Raw genomic sequence first — 18683 nt, forward strand, 5'->3', positions numbered from 1 at the left:
AGACGGATAATATTTATAACAAAGCACTATTTTCAGTTTACATACAGTCCTTTTTCAATATATAAAATATAAAAAGGATTATTATTTTACTAACAAGAGATTTTCTTGCTCTTTCATCATTTTAAAAGCTTCCTTCCCATTTTTCAGAGCAAGTTCTGTAGCAAATTTTTCAGCTTCTTTTGCTGACATTTTAGATATTTTTTTATCCAGTTCAGCTTGTTCGGAAATTTTTCTATCTTCATAATTTTTAATTTTATTTAAAAACTTATTTTGTATTTCAGCAGAAGATTTATCAAGTCTGTCATTTACGTTATCTGCTACCCAGTAAAAAGAATTTTCATTATATTTTGTACTTGTGTCATGGTATGAAGTGTCGGTAGCATTTATATTTCCATAATAAGGGACATAAGGAGAAAATTTAGGTGCTGCCATGGAAAGCCACATAATTCCTCCTACTTTATCGGATAAATTCTTTTTTATTTGGAAAATGTGAGATTCCATAGTATTTATATTTCCTATCGGATATTTATATCCTTCTTTTCCTTTGTCTTCTTTAGATAATTCAGCTTTAAAGCCCATATTTTCAAAACGATTTCTGAATGTTCTCATAACATCTTGAAGTGATATTTTTTTGTTTGTTGACTGGAAAAAATCATATCTTTCATCAGTATAAGTAATTTTTGCTTCAGGATTTAGTGACAATATTCCTGAATAAGTACGTGAACGGTTTCTGTCATCAAATTCAGGGGCATAAGATTTTGCCAAATGAATTTTTCCATTTTCAGAAACATATGTTCCTGCTTTTTTCGCGATAGTTTCAATATTTTCTGATGCTATTACATTTTTCTTATCTTTTAAATCTACAGTACCTAAGTAAAATGTATTAGGGAAAACGGAAAATTTGTCATCAGGATATTTTATTGCGACAAATTGGTGTCCTGAATAAATTTCTATATACCATACTTCATTTTTATCTGCAATTACAAGAGTATTTCCTTCTGCAGCACCTTTTGTTTTAATAATATTACCCAAGTGCATAACTCCTTCTCTCGCAGTTTTTACATAAGGAAGGACGACAGAAGTCAATGCGGATTCTGCAAGTCCGTCTTTTACATAAGGGTCAATTTCCTGTATTTTTTTATTTGCCTTTGCTGAAACGGTAGCATCTACGATAACACCATATTCATTAAATCCTGCTTCATCAAATACTCCTTCTTTTGGAGTAACATCAGGAATGGCTGTATATTTAAAACTTTCAGAAGGAAGGATATAAGTAAATCCGTTTGTCTCATCTTTAAATACATCACCCGGTTTGTTTTTCTTTCTGTTATGAACAACAAAAGTTTTATTATGATCAGGTTCCAAATCTTCATTTCTACCAAAAATAAAACTTCCGTCAGTTGTAAGTTTTTTACCTACTATAATTGCAGTACATGCAAAAATGTAATTTGTGATTTGAGTCATTAAAGTAAGTACTGTAAGAAACAGAAACATTTTTTTTCTTTTCATTTTTTGTTCTCCTCTCTTAAAATAAATTATTTCACTAAAAGTATAATTTGAAAAAAATATTAGTCGGGAAATTTTTCCCATATTTTTTTGTATATTTAATATATTTAAAAATTAATAGATTTTTAATATTTTTTTCTTATTTGAAAAAATGGGATAAATATAGTAAAATAATAATGAATTTATTTGATAGATGGAAAATAAAAAATAAGAACCGGAGAGGATTTTTATGTTTAAATATAAAGTTGATATATTAATTTCAAAGGAAGAGATAGCAAAAAAAGTAAAAGATTTGGCATGTGAAATAGATAATGATTTTCAAGGAAAGGAAGTCCTTTTGATAGGTCTGCTGAGAGGTTCACTAATATTTTTAAGTGATCTTGTAAGAGAACTTCAGACAGAAGCAACTCTTGATTTTATGGTTGTATCAAGTTATGGAAACAGTATGGAAAGTTCAAGAGATGTAAGAATAATAAAAGATTTAGAAGAAGATATAAAAGAAAGAAATGTGATTATAGTTGAAGATATAATTGATACAGGAAATACCTTGAAAAAAGTCTATGAAATGCTCATGACAAGAGAGCCTGAAACTATAAAAATATGTACTTTACTTGATAAGCCTGAAAGACGGGAAGTAGAGATAAATGTTGATTATGTCGGATTTCAGATACCGGATGAATTTGTTGTGGGATACGGAATAGATTTTGCTCAAAAACATAGAACATTACCTTACATAGGTATTGTAAAAAAAGAGGAGGAGTAATAAATGAAAAACAATACTTTTGTAATTGTGGGAACCCAGTGGGGAGATGAAGGTAAAGGAAAGATAATAGATGTTCTTTCTCCAAAAGCGGATTATGTCGTGAGATTTCAGGGAGGAAATAATGCAGGACATACTGTTGTAGTAAATGATGAAAAATTTATTTTACATTTACTTCCTTCAGGAATAATAAATTCGGAAGGAAAATGCGTGATAGGAGCAGGAGTTGTAGTTGATATAGAAGTTCTTCTGAACGAAATAGAAAAGCTTGAGAATAGGGGGAAAAAGCTTGATAATCTTTATATAGATGAAAGAGCTCATATAATAATGCCCTATCATATTGAAATAGATAAAGCCAAAGAAGAGGCAATGGGTGAAAATAAAATAGGAACGACGCAAAGGGGAATAGGTCCATGCTATATTGATAAAATAGCAAGAAATGGAATAAGAATTGGAGATTTACTCGATTCTGAAAGATTTAGAGATAAACTTAAATGGAATTTAAAAGAAAAAAATGATATACTTATAAGATATGGTAAAGGAACATTTGATTTTGAAAAACTATATGAAAAGTTTATGAAACTTTCTGAAAAAATAAAACATAGAATAATAGATGGGGTTGTAGAAATAAATGAAGCCATAGAAAAAGGAAAAACAGTACTGTTTGAGGGAGCACAGGCACTTATGCTTGATATTGATTACGGAACATACCCTTATGTTACATCATCCTCACCTACTTCAGGAGGTGTAACTGTGGGAACAGGTGTTTCTCCCAGAAAAATTGACAGAATACTAGGAGTTATGAAAGCATATACGACAAGAGTCGGGGAAGGTCCGTTTCCCACAGAACTTGATGATGAAGTGGGAGAAAAATTAAGAGAAAAAGGGAATGAATTCGGAGCTACAACAGGTAGACCGAGAAGATGCGGATGGCTCGATCTTGTAATAGGAAGATATGCGGTACTTATAGACGGATTGACTGATATAGTTTTAACAAAACTTGATGTTCTTACAGGATTTGATAAGATAAAGGTTGCTGTAGGATATGAAATAGACGGTAAAATTTATAAATCATATCCCGGAAATTTAAGAAAATCAAAAAATCTGAAAATAATATATGAAGAGTTTGACGGATGGAAAGAAGATATAGCTCAAATAAAAAAATATGAAGAGCTTCCTGAAAATTGTAAAAGATATGTAGAATATATAGAAAAAAAACTTAACTGCAATATTTCAATGATTTCTGTAGGGCCTGAAAGAAGTCAGAATATTTATAGGTATGATTTGGGAGAGTTTGTTTTATAAAAAAAGTTAAATTAAAAAATAATTCAATTCAAATTTTATATGAAATCAAAAATGCCTATTTGCTGTATTGGTTTTTTATGAAGATTTTATACTCCTACTAGACTGCAAATTTTTTAGCTCTTAAAAATACTTGTTATGTTTGAAAAAAAGCTATCCAACATTGTAAATTTAGTATTTCTTGAACAGTATAATTTCACATTTTTTCGGAAAATTTTGAATGTCAGAGAAAATATTGAAATAAAATTAAGAATATGATTTAAACTGTAGTTGTAATAGAAATATATAATCAAAATAGAAGCAAAATTCAACATTCAAATTATTCAATTAAAAAATATGGGAACAGGCTTAAAGAAAAATCAATGTTTGAGTGGAACAAGTTTGTGATTTTTTAGTGAATGAAGTATTTTCGAGTATTAAATAATTTGAGTTGGAAACTTTTTTATAAAAAAACTGGATAAATCCTTAATCTTGAAATTCAAAGTAAAAATAAAATAAATTTAAGAGGGAGTGAGTTGTTTGGAAAAATATTCAAATCCTTTAGCAGAAAGATATTCCAGTAAGGAAATGTTGTACAATTTTTCTCCTGAAAATAAATTCAGAATATGGAGAAAGCTCTGGATTATACTTGCTGAAGCCGAGAAAGAGCTTGGCCTTGATTTTATTACTGAGGAACAAATTGAAGAGCTGAAAAAATTTAAAGATGATGTTGATTTTGAAATGGCGGCACAATTTGAAAAAAAATTAAGACACGATGTAATGTCTCATGTGCATACTTATGGGGAACAGGCAAAAAATGCCAGAAAAATAATTCACTTAGGAGCAACAAGTGCTTATGTGGGAGATAATACAGATTTAATTCAGATAAAAGAAGGTCTTTTAATTATAAGAAAAAGATTGCTTGCATTAATTCAAAAAATGAAAGAATTTGCATTGAAATATAAATCTCTTCCGACTTTAGGATTCACCCATTTTCAACCGGCGCAGTTAACAACAGTAGGGAAGAGGGCAACTTTATGGTTGCATTCCCTTTTAATGGATTTTGAAGAACTTGAATTTAGGATTGAAATGTTGCGTTACAGAGGTGTAAAAGGAACAACAGGAACTCAGGCAAGTTTTAAAGAACTTTTTGATGGAAATTTTAAAAAAGTCAAAAAACTTGATAGTCTTGTTACTGAAAAGGCAGGATTTAAAATAAAACAAAGCGTTTCCGGACAGACTTATGACAGAAAAACGGATGCTCAGATATTAAATCTGCTTTCCGATATTGCACAGTCGTCTCATAAATTTAGTAATGATTTTCGATTACTTCAGCATTTGAAAGAGTTGGAAGAACCTTTTGAAAGAAATCAGATAGGTTCAAGTGCAATGGCATATAAAAGAAATCCGATGAGAAGTGAGAGGATATCATCTCTTGCAAAATTTGTAATGTCACTTTCTATGAATGGTGCATTGGTTTATTCAACACAATGGTTTGAAAGAACTCTTGACGATTCGGCAAATAAGAGACTTTCAATTCCTCAAGCATTTTTAGCTGTAGATGCTATCCTTATAATATGGCTTAATATAATGGATGGAGTGGTAGTTTATCCTAAAGTTATAGAATCCAATATACAAAAAGAACTTCCATTTATGGCAACTGAAAATATTATTATGGAATCTGTAAAAAAAGGTATGGACAGACAGGAGGTTCATGAAATAATAAGAGAACTTTCTATGGAGGAAACTAAGGAAATAAAAACAAACGGAAAATCAAATAATTTAATCCAAAGAATTATAAAAGACGGCAGGCTCGGATTGAAAATTGAAGATATAGAAAATATTTTAATTTCAGAAAATTATATAGGTTTTGCAGACAAACAGACAGAGGACTTTATAAATGAAGAAATAAATCCTTTGATTGAAAAATATAAAAATGAAATTGATAATGAAAGATTGGAATTAAAAGTTTAAAAATAAACTTTATATCTAAATTTTTTTAATATTTTTATATTATGAAAGAAACATAAAAACGGAAAGAATAGAAAAGCGGTTAAAAATTGTAAAAACTAAAAATCATTATTAGAAATTTTTAACAGAAAAAATTGGAAACTGCTTTTGAATAACAAAAAATTATTGACATATATTTTAAAATAGTGTAATATTTCTTTGTAGCAGAATATTGCGGGAATAGCTCAGTTGGTAGAGCGCAACCTTGCCAAGGTTGAGGTCGCGAGTTCGAGCCTCGTTTTCCGCTCCAAAGATAAACGCAAAGTCATAATATAAAATAAAAAACTGTTTTGGTAAATTGTAAGTACTTTAAAACAGTTTTTTAATTTTACATATTAAAAAATTTAGACGATTATAGAATTACTATATATTTATTGATAATTAGAAATAGAATCAATATTTTTCCAATTTTTTTCTCTGTGCTAATAACTATAACATTTACTGATATTTTAAGATATATTATATGTTTTTACTCAACAACTGCTGAAGTATAAGAAAATATTCTGAAAAATAGTTTAAACACATCATAATTCTTTAAAAAAGTTTCATTAAACATACACTTTATATTATTATAATAAATGTTATATTCCATTTTTCCTGAATTTCTATTTTTTGAATAATTCGTATATTTTTAAATTGTTTTTCTTTGCTTTTATAATCCATGAAAACGTTCCCTGTCCCCAATATAAAATTTTTAACCAATTCGGATTTATATAAATATTTTTATCACTTTTTAAAGATAAAATGTTATGAGAGAGTATATTCAGAGCGTTTCCTAAGTTTTTGAGAGGACCGTGTCCCAGTGGAATTTTTGTAGTATATGTCAATAATTCTCCCGCTCCTATACCTATACCTTGCCCCCATTTTGCATTGACTTTTTCACACCAGTTTCTTATTTGAGAAATTGCTATATGATTTTGCTTTCCTTCAAAAAATCCATTATTAACTATACAATAAACTTTTGTATTTGAATTTACAATCTTTTCTTTTTCAAATTCTGTAAGTAATTTTAAAAGATTAGAAGGAATACCGTCAACATATAAAGGAAAGGAAAATATTAAAACATCACTGCTATTAATTTCGTTTTTAGTTTTATCATTTAATTTAAAAGAAATTGAATAATATTTTTTTATTTCATTTTCTTTGAGTAATGAAGAAAAATAATTTATCAACATTTCAGAATGACCTTTAATTCCTTTAGGGCTTCCGTTTATTATACTTATTTTCATATTTAATTCTCTCTTTCACTTTTTTCGAAAAAAGAAATATTGAAATTTTTAATGTCTAAATTAACAACATTGGCTTCTACCATTTTTTCAGCAGTTTCCTTTTCTTTTTCCGTAAGATTTTCTCCATAAAAATAAACATTTAAATTAAATTTTGTTTTATATCTTGTTGAATGATGCATTTCTCTATTTTTAAATTTAAAAAATGGAAGTAAATAGGGAATACTTCTATCTAATACGTTTTTTACAAAAGGACTGTATGAACCGTAACAGCATTTACTTATAATTGTAATCTTTTCTGCTTTCGAATATATTTTTCCTAAATTTTCATAATTATCTTTAATTTTACATTTTCCGGGAATTTTAATCCAACATTCAAAACAACCGGTACAACTTTTGATTTTATTGTCATCATAAATTACATATATTTTTTTATTTGTTGTTATTTCAATTTCTTGACTTTCCGATACATTTATGGAGTTTCTTTTTTTTATAACATTTTCATATGTTTCTTGAAATGTTTTTTTATTCAGATCAGTTATAATTACTTCCATATTTTCCCTCCGATTTAAATAATGACTTTATTTATAGTATGTTATGAAGCTTGATTTTATTATTTCTTCTATTTTTTCTTCCCAATCTTCAGGACATTCTTTATTACGCATAATTATTATTGTTGTAAGTCCTTGAACTAATGCCCACATTGCTATGATTTTATTTTCCATAATTTTTTTTGGCATATTTATTTTTTCAAATACTTTAATCGCCTCTCTTTTTAAAATATTCAAAGCATTTTCATTCTCTTTTTCGGTAATTTCCAATGAAAAATTTATTTTTGTATTTTTTTTTGAGATTATAAAATGATAATATGCAGGATTTTTATAAAAAAACATTATGTACGTTTTACCTAATTTTACAAGCAAATCGTCATTATTTTTATATTTTTCAACCGTTATTTCTAGTTTTGCAGCTAATATGTCCCAAATATAACTGCTCATTGCTTCAAGAAGATCACTTTTCTTTTTAAAATATGTGTAAGGAGCTGCAGCACTTACTCCACATATTTCAGCAAGTTTTCTTAAAGACAGTTTTTCTTCCCCTATGCTATTTATTGTGTTGATTCCTTCTTTAATGAGTTCATTTTTCAAATTTCCATGGTGATAATTTTTTTTCATATTAAATACTTCCTTTACATTTTGATAATCTAATCACTGTTAAGATTATATAATAAAATATTAGCAGTGTCAAGTTTATTTAAAAAAATAAATAAATGCCTAAAATAAGGCATTTAATAAATATAAATATGATTTATTTAATTTTTTTTGTGAAGGTTTAATATTTTGTTATTAAAAACTGTCTCAAAAGATATTAAAATACATCAAAATCATAAATTTTGAATGTGTTTAATATTTATAAAATTCAGTAAAGTAGTAATTTTAATTTTTAAAAATATATATTATTTATGTTTTTAAGTTATTTTTGAATTTCAATATAGCTCTCAAAAAATTTTCGATTAAAAGCACTTCATTTACTGAAAAATCACGAACTTACTTCACTTAGATATTGATTTTTCTGACGTTTTTTTCTATCTTTTTTTCATTAAAATAATTTGAATATAGGCTTTTTACTTATAACCAGGCTTCTTTTATTTTACAGTTTAACTACATTTTTATTCCTTTAATTTTTTTCAACATTTAAATTTTAAATTGAAGTTTTTTCAGTGATAGTAAAATTAAATGTTAAAATATTTACAAAATGGCTGAGAGAATACTATAGTACTTTTTGTTTTACATTTAATTTCTCAAGGATAGCTTTATCTTTAATGAGAAGCATATCTCTTCTAGATTGAAGATATTGCTTGAATTCTTCAAATTTTTCAGGGACAATCATTTTATTTAAATTTGCAAGGGCAGTCATTGCATCTTTTGAATAAATGACGATGTTATTCTTGTATGACGGTTCTATTTTATTTACTGTAAATTTTTCAGTAAGGGCAGTTCCTCCAACAAATATAGGTATTTTAATTCCTGCCTCTCTTAAAGCTGCCACTGTATTGACCATTTCTGCCTCAGATTTTACAAGAAGTCCCAAAAGACCTAGAAAATCAGCTTTTTCATTTGTAACAGCTTCTCTTATTTTCTCAGCAGGGGTATTGATTCCTAAATCAACAACATCATATCCGTTATTTCCTATTATAATTCCTAGAAGATTTTTCCCTATATCATGTACGTCACCTTTAACAGTTGCCATTATAACTTTACCTTTAGTGGAAGATTCAGATTTTTTCATAAACTGTTCCAAATAGGAAACTGATGCTTTCATAACTTCGACACTTTGAATGAATTCAGCTACAATTAAGCCATTATTATTGAAAAGTCTTCCCACCTCGTCCGTTCCTGTCATTAAAGGTCCGTTTATAATATTCGGCGGAATACTGTTTTAGTAATATGTCAAGTAACTTCGTCAGTTCTTTTTTACTTCCTTCAACTACAAGATTTGCAACTTTTTCTTCAGGAGTCATATTTCCTGTATCGTTTTTTTTCCGGAATCCTTTCTTTTCTATGTAAAATACAACAAAATCAGCTACAGTATTATCATTAGTGTTAAAAAGCAGTGCGTTTGAAAGATTTTTCTCCTCATCGGATATTTCTGTAAGAGGGATGTGTTTTTCAGTATTTATTATAGCAAAATCCAATCCTGCTTCATAAGCTTTCTGCATATAATAACTGTTTAAAACTTCACGTCCTGCAACGGGAAGTCCGAATGAGACGTTACTTACTCCGAGTACGGTTTTTACATTGAGCATTTCTTTTCTTATTTCTCTTATTGCTTCAATTGTAGCTATTGCAGAACCTATATATTTTTGATCACCTGTAGCTACAGGAAATACAAGTGTATCGAAAATTATATCTTTTTTATCAATACCATATTTTTTTGTAAGCAGTTCGTAACTTCTTTTTGCCACTCTTATTTTTTTTTAAGAGAAACTGACATTCCTTCTTCATTTGGAAGGCCTGCATTGGGATAAACTGAAATATATATGTCTGATATATCATTCAGTATTTTCAGGAACTGTATCATAAATTCAGGTCCTGTTGCACAGTTTAAGCCTATTGAAAGAGGTTTCATATGACTTACTGCATAGTAAAAGGTATCCGCTGTCTGTCCTGCAAGAGTAGTTCCTGTACTTTCAATAGTAAAGGAAAGCATCAGAGGAACTTTATAATATTTGCCCATTGCTTTTTGAAGACCCAGATAAGCAGCTTTTAAGTTTCTAGTATCCTGTATTGTTTCAAAAGGATGATATCGGCATTTCCTGCAAGAAGAGCTGAAATATGTGTAATAAGTATGTACAAGCTGGCTGAAAGTCACCCATCCTGTAACGTTTATGGATTTATTTGAAGGTCCTAAGGCTCCGGCTAAATTACATATAGATTTCTTTTTTCATCAGGATTTTCCGATTTGTATTTCTCAATAGCTTTATGTACAAGCTCGGCTGTGGATTTATTTCAAAAACTTTGTCTTCCAACTCATAATCTCTTAAAACTATATCCAAGGCACCGAATGTATTTGTTTCAATAATATCACTTCCGGCTTGCAGATACATTTTATGGATATTTTTTATTATTTCAGGCTTAGTCAGTATAAGATAATCATTACAGCCTTCATATTTTTCTCCGCCAAAGTCAACAGCAGTTAGATTTTCTTTCTAAATCATAGTACCTATAGTCTTGTCAAGAAGAATAATTTTTTTATTAGGATCTTCTTTAAGGCGAGTAAATGATTTTTTGTAATTTATATTTTCCGACATTCAGTTTTCCTCCTTAAACTCTCCATAAATCGGATATTATCGGTTTATAAACATTTTTATTATTGTATCGTAAATTCAATTATATGTATATGCAAAAGATAAGGTTTAATTATAGATAATATCTGTTTTTTTATATATTATATATATAAAAGATACATTGATAAAAAATACTGTAAATACTGAAAAAAAATAAAAATTAAAATTTTTTAAATTTTTTCAAAGGATAAATATATTGAATTTTTTTTAAATAACAGGTATACTACTACATATTATAAAGACTAAAAATAAAAAATACTATATATTGTGTTTTAGTGTGAAAAATTAAATTTGCCGGGACACAGTTAAAGAAAGGAATAATTAACAATGAGAAAATTAATAAAATTTGAAAAAGAGGACTGTAATCCTTGTGCTATGGTATCAGATTTACTGGATAAAAGCGGAGTAGAATACGAAAAAGTAAATCCTTTTAACAACCCTGAATTAGCAATGAAATATAAAGTCAGAACAGTACCTACAACGATACTTATTAAAAATGATGAAGAAATTAAAAGGACAATTGGATTTAACCCTGAAGAATTAAAAGAAATAATAACAATGATATAAATTAATATATATGAAAAATGAGTTCAAAAATGCTCCTAAATTTAAAAAGGGAGTATTTATTTTTACGGTAAATAACGGATAAAATAAAATTATCCTTAATAAATAAGGAGTTATAACTATGTTTATATATTATGATTCAAAAACGGGAAATGTCCAGAGATTTATAGATAAACTTAAAAAAGAAAGACCGAAGTGGAGTTTCATAAAAATAAATGAAACTATGGAAGTAGAAAATTCAGGGCATCTGATTACATTCACTACTAAATTTGGAGAAATTCCTGAAACAACAGTAGAATTCTTAAAAAAAGAAAATAACAGAAACTTTATTAAATCAGTAAGTTCAAGCGGTAATATGAATTGGGGAACTTTATTCGGAGTTGCTGCAGATAAAATATCAAGAGAATATAATATATCAATATTAATGAAATTTGAACTGTCAGGAACTCAGCCACAAGTTGAATATTTTATAAATTATGTAGAAAATGATAACTAAAAACAGTTTTTAAATATAGAAAGGGCAAGTAAAAAAATGAAAAAAGCAAAAAAATGGATATATCTGAATAATGAAATAATGTTGAAAAAGGATGGAGAATTTCAACTTGAAAAGGACAAGGAAGCGGTTTATTCTTACTTTGTGGATTATGTAAATAAAAATACGGTATTCTTTCATAATTTGAAAGAAAAAATGGATTATCTTATAGAAAATGAATATTATATAAATTTTTACGATATGTATAAATTTGAAGAAATAAAAAAAGTATTTTCATTAGTGTATGGTAAAAAGTTCAGATTTGCCTCTTTTATGAGTGCTTCTAAATTTTATCAGAGTTATGCATTAAGAGATGATTCGGGAGAAAAATTTCTTGAAAGATACGAGGACAGGATAGCAATAGTTTCTCTTTACTTGGCACAGGGAGATTTGGAAAAAGCACTGGAATATGCTGAAATGCTCATTAATCAGGAATATCAGCCTGCTACGCCTACTTTTCTGAATTCGGGTAAAAAACGTTCAGGAGAGCTTGTTTCGTGTTTTCTTGATGAAATGGGGGATAATTTAAGCGGAATAGGATATATATTTGATTCGGCAATGAAACTTTCTTCTATCGGAGGAGGAGTTTCCATTAATCTTTCCAAAGTAAGAGCAAGGGGAGAATCTATAAAAGGAGTGGAAGGAAGAGCATCGGGAGTATTGCCTATTATGAAAATACTGGAAGATATATTTTCATATGCAAATCAGCTAGGACAGAGAGCAGGAGCAGGGGCAGTATATCTAAATGTGTTCCACTCGGATATTAATGAGTTTCTGGATTGTAAGAAAATAAATGTAGATGAAAAAATCAGAATAAAATCCCTTTCTATAGGAGTGATAGTTCCTGATAAATTTATGGAATTGGCAAGAGAGGATGAAATCTGCTATACATTCAATCCACATACTGTATTTCTTGAATATGGACAATATTTGGACGAAATGGATATGAATGAAATGTATGAAAAATTAGTGGATAATCCAAATGTCAAAAAGAAAAAAATAAATGCAAGGGAACTTCTTGTTAAAATATCTCAGACACAGAAAGAAAGCGGATATCCTTATTTATTCTTTAAAGATAATGCGAATAAAGAACATGCACTGAAAGAAATCGGAAATGTAAAATTCTCGAATTTATGTACTGAAATAATGCAGTTGTCAGAAGTATCGGATATTCATCCTTACTTTGAAGAAGATGAAATAAGAAGAGGTATTTCGTGTAATTTAGGTTCTCTTAATATTGTTACCGTAATGGAAAATAAAAGAATAAAAGAAGCTACAAGAGCTGCGATAGATTCGCTGACAATGGTGTCGGATTTAACAAATATAGATATTGTGCCATCCATAAAAAAAGCCAACGAGGAACTGCACAGTGTAGGATTAGGAGCAATGAATCTGCACGGGTATTTTGCCAAAAATTTTATAATGTATGAAAGTAAAGAAGCTCTTGATTTCTGTAATGTATTTTTTATGATTGTAAATTATTATTCCCTCGAAAGATCAATGGAAATAGCAAAGGAAAAAGGTGAAACTTTCAAAGATTTTGATAAGTCGGAATATGCAAACGGCAATTATTTCAATAAATATATTGAAAAAGAATATATGCCTCAAACTGAAAAAATAAAAGCATTATTTGAGGGAATACATATTCCTACTAAAGAAGATTGGGCAAAATTGAAGGAAGATGTTATGAAATACGGAGTGTATAATGCTTATAGAATGGCAATAGCACCTAATCAGTCTACTTCATATATAATGAATTCCACAGCTTCAGTGATGCCTATAGTTGATACCATAGAGGTAAGGGAATACGGAGATAGCACGACATTTTATCCTATGCCTTACTTAACAAATGATAATTATTTTTTCTATAAATCGGCATATGATATGGATCAGAAAAATATACTGAAACTGATTTCCGTAATTCAAAGACATGTAGATCAAGGGATATCAACTATATTATTCAATAAAAGTACGGACACTACAAGAGATTTAGCAAGGCTTTATGTTTATGCTCATAGACTCGGATTAAAGTCCCTTTATTATACAAGAACGAGAAAAGCTACAATTGAAGAGTGCTTAAGCTGCTCGGTGTAGCTTCAGGATTTTTAGAAAATATTAGTTATAATTATAAAAAATTATAAATTTTTAGAAGTTTTAAAGTTGATCAAAGTTAATTTTTTATATAATTATTTTATCAGTGATTTATTTTAGTTTTGAAATAAATTAAAATATTCAGAAAATAATTGTTTATACTTAAAGGAAAGATTGATAAAAAAACTAAAATTAAGCACATATAAACTTTAATTTATAAAAAAGATAAACTATATTTGTATTATTATCATAAAGATAATCATTGTTCATTGAAATTAATTATTATTTAATTTATATTATCATTTTTTATAGAAATTTTAGTATATTATATTTATAAAAAATTTCTTGTGATTGACTGAAAAATTTTATTTAATCAATAAAAGCTGATACTTTTGAAAAAAGGATTTTAGTGATAGTAATTTTAATGATAATAGAGATAAATAAGGCAAATGAAATCGGAGAATATTTAGAAAATAAAAATAAAATAATAAGATGAGAGGAAAATTGAAATGAACAAAATATATGAAGCGGTGAACTGGAATACACCCGAAAATGATTACGTAGAAATGTTCTGGGAACAGAATTTGAAGCAATTCTGGATTGATACTGAATACATTCCGTCAAAGGATATAGACAGTTGGCATTCCCTTGAGCCTGAAATGAAGTTGGCTTATTTACAGGTTTTAGGAGGACTTACACTTCTTGATACTTTACAAAGTCATACAGGAATGCCTAAAGTGATAGATCATATAGACTCGCTCCAATGTCGTTCGGTATTATCGTATATGTGTATGATGGAAACAATACATGCAAAATCATATTCTACAATATTTACAACGGTAGCGTCTACAAGGGAAATCAATGAAACATTTAACTGGGTACAGGAAAATGAGCATTTGCAATATAAAGCTAAAAAAATTGATTATTACTATCAGAAAATGAATAATCCTGAAGCGACAAAAAGAGAAATATATATGGCTCTCTGTGCTTCAGTTTATTTGGAAACATATCTGTTTTATAGCGGATTTTTCTTGCCGTTATGGCTTGCAGGGCAAGGACAGATGGTTGCAAGCTGTGATATAATTAAGAAAATAATCGCTGATGAATCTATTCATGGAGTATTTGTAGGACTTCTTTCTCAGGAAATATATGCCACATTCAATGAAAAAGAGAAAGAAAGTGTAAGAAAAGAACTAAAAGATTTAATGTATGATTTATATGAAAATGAAGCGAGATATACTGATGAAGTATATGGAGATATAGGGCTTACAGCCGATGTCAAAGAGTATATCAGATATAATGCGAATAAGGCACTTATGAATTTAGGATTTGAAGAGGAATTTGAAGTAAAAGATGTAAATCCTATTGTATTGAATGGACTGAATGTGGAAACTACCCAACACGATTTTTTCTCCAAAAAATCTACAAATTATGAAAAAGCATTGGAAGTAGTTCATCTTCATGATAATGATTTTGAATTTAAAAATAATGAAATTGATTTAGAAATATAATTTTGTATAAAGTCAATATGCTATTTACATATTGACTTTATTTTTATATAATAAAGTAAAGAAATATAGGAAATCAGAAAGAAGATTGAAATAGCGGTGGTAATCAGTATAGTAAATTTCAGATTACGAGAAATATTTTAATAAAAATAATGATATTACAAATATTGAATTATAACTAAAAATTAATAAAGTAACAAAGGAGGAAAATATTATGAAAATAAAAAAATTATTATTAATGATTTTATTGTTGCCGGGACTAATAATATCATGTGGAAAACAGGATAAAGAAAAAGAAAAACTCAATAAATATAATGAATATGTAAAATTTTATAATGATTTAAGAACAGGAAAAATGAGTAAGTTTTATAATACATATATAGAAAATTTTTCAGATAACGATTTAAATTTCAAAGAACCTAATGAAAAAGAGATTTCTTTAATTGTTACTTTAGGTACAGAAATAAAATATTTCAGTAAAAGAACAGAAGAAATAGAAAAAATCATTAAAAAAAATCCTGAAATTAAAGAAGTGGAGGAATATTTGACAGTTTTTTTAAATACTTTGAAAAATGAGAAATCAGTAATGAATGAAATAGTAAATTATTATAAAAACGGTGAGTATAAAAAAGATAATTTTAAAAAAGGGAAGAAACTTCATTTGAAATATAGCGAAAACACTAAAAAAAGTGAGGAAAAATATATTATTTTTAAAGAAAATATGGAAATATACATGAAAAATTATAAGGAAGAAAGCTTACAGCTGTTGATGAATAAAGGTGAAAAATCTCAATATTATATGATTAAATTTATAAATGATACAGATAAATTTTTAGAGAAATTATATGAATCCGAGGAAGGAGAATTTCCTGAAGAAGATTTGGAAAATTTGAAAAAACTTAATATGAGTATGAAAGAAACTTATCAAAAATGGATAGAAATTGATAAAAAAAGTATAGAAAATGAAAAATATAATGTAGATGATTATATTAAATTTAGAGAAAATTCAAAGGAAATTAAGGATATGTCTGATAGTATAGTAAAACTGATAGAAGAAAAGTCGGATGAAATATACCCTCAAAGTCATAAGTTTAATGAAATGTATGAGAAATTTATTAATACTTATAATGAAACAATAAATAAGAAATAATACTATTTAAAATTAAGGAGTAAATTATGATTTTTAAAATTGAAAAGTTTATTTTGATATTACCGGTATTATTTTTGATAAATTGCAATCAAAGTGAACAACAGGAAAAAAATATCAGGAAAGTAAAAATATACAGGTAATCAATTATGGAGAAATTGTTGAAAAAGGGGAATAAATTAAATACGAAGAAGATAGGAGTATAAAAGAAATTTCAATTGAAAATGTTAATCATAATTTACTTAAAGAAGCTGTTAAAACTCTTAAAGATAAAGAAAAATATCCTATTTACATAAAATTATTGGAAGGTTATCAAAGTAAAGTATTTCCTGATGAATTTAAAAGAGAGTATAAGTTTTTATTTATAAATAAAAAAGGAGAGTATAAAAAAGATAATTTCGGAAAAGGTAAAATTCTGAATAGTGAATATTTCAGTAAAGCTGAAATCACTGAAAACAAATTTAAAAAAATTAAACAGTTAAATCGTAACATGGAATACGAAATATTAAAAAATGGGATAAAATATTTTGAAGAAGCGCAAAGAAAAACTATAGCAACTAATATATTAAAAATAAATATTCTTTTACAAATGTTAGAGTATAAATTTTTAGAAGATAAAATTTATACTGAGAAATCAGAAAAATTTGTAATAAAATCATCAAATAAAAATCAATATGTCAATGAATTAAAAAGTATACAAAAGGCGTTGAGAATTACCTTGATGAAAGTAAAAACAGCAGAAAAAGAACAAGTAAATAAAGAAAATCCACACATTTTAAAATATGAGAATATTATAAAAGAAATACAAAAATCTTCAAATATTTCGGCACTGGCAATGAAAAAAATAGAAGAAGATAAAAAAAAGTGAAGCGAGTGAAGTAATATAAGTATATTTAAAACAAAACAATTTCACAGTAATTGATATAAATGATTTGTTAGGATTTTATGAAAATTAATATTATGAATTGCATAATGATACTAAAAAAGGAAAAATAAAATGAAAATAATAATATCTCCGAGTAAAACAAAGAAAATATCTGATTTAAAAAATATAACGATATATGAAGAACCTTACTTTCCAAAGATCACTAATGAAATTGTAAGTGAGATAAAGAAAATGAATGTATCTGAAATAGAGAAAAAATTTAAATTGAAAAATGGACAGGCTGAAAAATTGTCAGAATTTTATAAAACATTTGAAAATCAACTTTGCGGACACGCTTTATCCACTTATACGGGAATAGCGTATAAATCTATAAATATAGAAAGTTTTGACAAAGAAGAACTGGAATTTGCTCAAAATAATCTGATTATTTTATCGGCTTTATATGGAATACTTACTCCTTTTTCAAAACTGAAAGAATACAGATTGGATATGGTAAATTCGATATTTGAACAAAAATCTTTATATGAAATATGGAAAAAACCTTTAAGTGAATATTTCAAAAATGAAGAACAAATAATAAATTTAGCTTCAAAAGAATATTCTAAATTAGTTAATTCAAATAATGTATATGATTTTGAATTTTATGATGAAAAGGATGGGAAATTAAAACAGATAAGTACAAATTCTAAAAAAATGAGAGGATTTACAGTAAATTATATTGTAAAAAATAAAATAATAAATGTCGAGAATCTTAAAAATATTAATCTAGGAGAGTATAAATACAATAAAGAAATGTCAGGGATTAGGAAGTACGTTTATATTAAATAAAAATATTTTATGAAGGCTCATTGTAGACCTTATATTCATACATATATGCTACTTATTGATTATAAAAAAACAAGAATGGATGTAAAAAATATTGTCCGAGTGAAGTGAGTTTGTTTTTTTATGAATAGAGTGTTTTTAAATGTTAAATAATTTAAGTTGGGAAATTTTTGTAAAAAAGATTGGAAAAAGCTTGTTAAACTTTTGAAAAAAAGAAATTTTTTGCGACATAAAAAATGCTCAAAAAATTTGATTTATTATTCAAAAAATCTGACATATTTCAATTGAATAATTACAAAATAGGAATAATTTAAAATTATTAATAAAAATTGTATAAAGAATATTTCTTTTATGGGGACAGTATATGTCCTCATGAAAGAAAATAATCAACTTTAAATAATACATATACATTTCAATATTCTCACAACCGATGTTGTCTAACCTTTTCGACAGTACTCAAAAATTTCAGATATTTTCTTTAAAAATATAGTTGAAAATTT

General features: G+C 27.2%; 18 protein-coding genes and 1 tRNA gene. 11 read left to right on the forward strand and 8 right to left on the reverse strand.

Translation table 11 applies throughout. The features are described 5' to 3' along the window. Positions 1–81 precede the first annotated feature (81 nt). Positions 82–1509, reverse strand: coding sequence for a C69 family dipeptidase (locus tag EII29_RS08480; RefSeq protein WP_125237100.1), 1428 nt, complete (start codon positions 1507–1509; stop codon positions 82–84). Between the two features lie 226 nt (positions 1510–1735). Here EII29_RS08480 and hpt point away from each other — a divergent pair, with 226 nt between their 5' ends. The 4 genes from hpt to EII29_RS08500 all read left to right on the forward strand — a co-directional run bounded on the left by hpt (position 1736) and on the right by EII29_RS08500 (position 5807). After that, positions 1736–2269, forward strand: a complete 534-nt coding sequence (gene hpt / locus EII29_RS08485) for a hypoxanthine phosphoribosyltransferase (protein WP_125237101.1) — start codon at positions 1736–1738, stop codon at positions 2267–2269. 3 nt (positions 2270–2272) lie between these two features. Beyond that, complete coding sequence (locus EII29_RS08490) at positions 2273–3571, forward strand: adenylosuccinate synthase (RefSeq protein ID WP_125237102.1); 1299 nt, start codon at positions 2273–2275, stop codon at positions 3569–3571. Between the two features lie 516 nt (positions 3572–4087). Next, on the forward strand, positions 4088–5521 hold the full coding sequence (gene purB / locus EII29_RS08495) for an adenylosuccinate lyase (protein ID WP_125237103.1): 1434 nt from the start codon (positions 4088–4090) through the stop codon (positions 5519–5521). Positions 5522–5731: 210 nt separating this feature from the next. Continuing rightward, positions 5732–5807: transfer RNA gene (locus EII29_RS08500), tRNA-Gly, on the forward strand. Between the two features lie 355 nt (positions 5808–6162). On the opposite strand, the gene EII29_RS08505 is transcribed toward EII29_RS08500, so the two are convergent. The 7 genes from EII29_RS08505 to EII29_RS13070 form a co-directional block, all read right to left on the reverse strand. Further along, a complete protein-coding gene (locus tag EII29_RS08505) occupies positions 6163–6786 on the reverse strand; it encodes a hypothetical protein (protein ID WP_125237104.1) in 624 nt (207 codons plus the stop codon). Positions 6787–6788: 2 nt separating this feature from the next. Continuing rightward, positions 6789–7337 (reverse strand): flavodoxin family protein, encoded by a 549-nt coding sequence (locus tag EII29_RS08510; protein ID WP_125237105.1) that lies wholly within the window; start codon positions 7335–7337, stop codon positions 6789–6791. Between the two features lie 27 nt (positions 7338–7364). Further along, complete coding sequence (locus tag EII29_RS08515) at positions 7365–7958, reverse strand: TetR/AcrR family transcriptional regulator (protein WP_125237106.1); 594 nt, start codon at positions 7956–7958, stop codon at positions 7365–7367. A gap of 595 nt (positions 7959–8553) precedes the next feature. After that, positions 8554–9168, reverse strand: a complete 615-nt coding sequence (locus tag EII29_RS12880; RefSeq protein ID WP_233573296.1) for a cobalamin-dependent protein — start codon at positions 9166–9168, stop codon at positions 8554–8556. After that, positions 9149–9748, reverse strand: a complete 600-nt coding sequence (locus EII29_RS12885; RefSeq protein ID WP_233573297.1) for a dihydropteroate synthase — start codon at positions 9746–9748, stop codon at positions 9149–9151. Before EII29_RS12885 ends, EII29_RS12880 begins: the two co-directional genes overlap by 20 nt. Positions 9749–9750: 2 nt before the next feature. Then, a complete protein-coding gene (locus EII29_RS13065) occupies positions 9751–10155 on the reverse strand; it encodes a homocysteine S-methyltransferase family protein (protein WP_255411027.1) in 405 nt (134 codons plus the stop codon). Between the two features lie 52 nt (positions 10156–10207). Beyond that, the gene (locus EII29_RS13070; protein ID WP_368665482.1) at positions 10208–10429 is read right to left on the reverse strand and encodes a homocysteine S-methyltransferase family protein; all 222 of its coding nucleotides are present in this window, start codon (positions 10427–10429) and stop codon (positions 10208–10210) included. Positions 10430–10957: 528 nt separating this feature from the next. Between EII29_RS13070 and EII29_RS08525 the strand changes: the two genes are divergently transcribed. From EII29_RS08525 to EII29_RS08555, 7 genes are all read left to right on the forward strand, one after another. Beyond that, the gene (locus EII29_RS08525; protein ID WP_125237107.1) at positions 10958–11197 is read left to right on the forward strand and encodes a thioredoxin domain-containing protein; all 240 of its coding nucleotides are present in this window, start codon (positions 10958–10960) and stop codon (positions 11195–11197) included. A gap of 118 nt (positions 11198–11315) precedes the next feature. Beyond that, on the forward strand, positions 11316–11690 hold the full coding sequence (nrdI, locus tag EII29_RS08530) for a class Ib ribonucleoside-diphosphate reductase assembly flavoprotein NrdI (RefSeq protein WP_125237108.1): 375 nt from the start codon (positions 11316–11318) through the stop codon (positions 11688–11690). A gap of 36 nt (positions 11691–11726) precedes the next feature. Then, entirely contained in the window at positions 11727–13820 is a 2094-nt protein-coding gene (nrdE, locus tag EII29_RS08535; protein WP_125237109.1) for a class 1b ribonucleoside-diphosphate reductase subunit alpha, read from the forward strand. Between the two features lie 506 nt (positions 13821–14326). Next, positions 14327–15328, forward strand: a complete 1002-nt coding sequence (gene nrdF, locus EII29_RS08540) for a class 1b ribonucleoside-diphosphate reductase subunit beta (protein ID WP_125237110.1) — start codon at positions 14327–14329, stop codon at positions 15326–15328. Between the two features lie 211 nt (positions 15329–15539). Continuing rightward, positions 15540–16475, forward strand: a complete 936-nt coding sequence (locus EII29_RS08545) for a DUF3829 domain-containing protein (RefSeq protein WP_125237111.1) — start codon at positions 15540–15542, stop codon at positions 16473–16475. A gap of 298 nt (positions 16476–16773) precedes the next feature. Beyond that, entirely contained in the window at positions 16774–17340 is a 567-nt protein-coding gene (locus EII29_RS08550; RefSeq protein WP_125237112.1) for a hypothetical protein, read from the forward strand. A gap of 129 nt (positions 17341–17469) precedes the next feature. Further along, on the forward strand, positions 17470–18186 hold the full coding sequence (locus EII29_RS08555; protein WP_125237113.1) for a YaaA family protein: 717 nt from the start codon (positions 17470–17472) through the stop codon (positions 18184–18186). Positions 18187–18683 lie beyond the last annotated feature (497 nt).

The sequence above is a fragment of the Leptotrichia sp. OH3620_COT-345 genome (assembly GCF_003932895.1).
Classification (GTDB): Bacteria; Fusobacteriota; Fusobacteriia; order Fusobacteriales; family Leptotrichiaceae; genus Pseudoleptotrichia.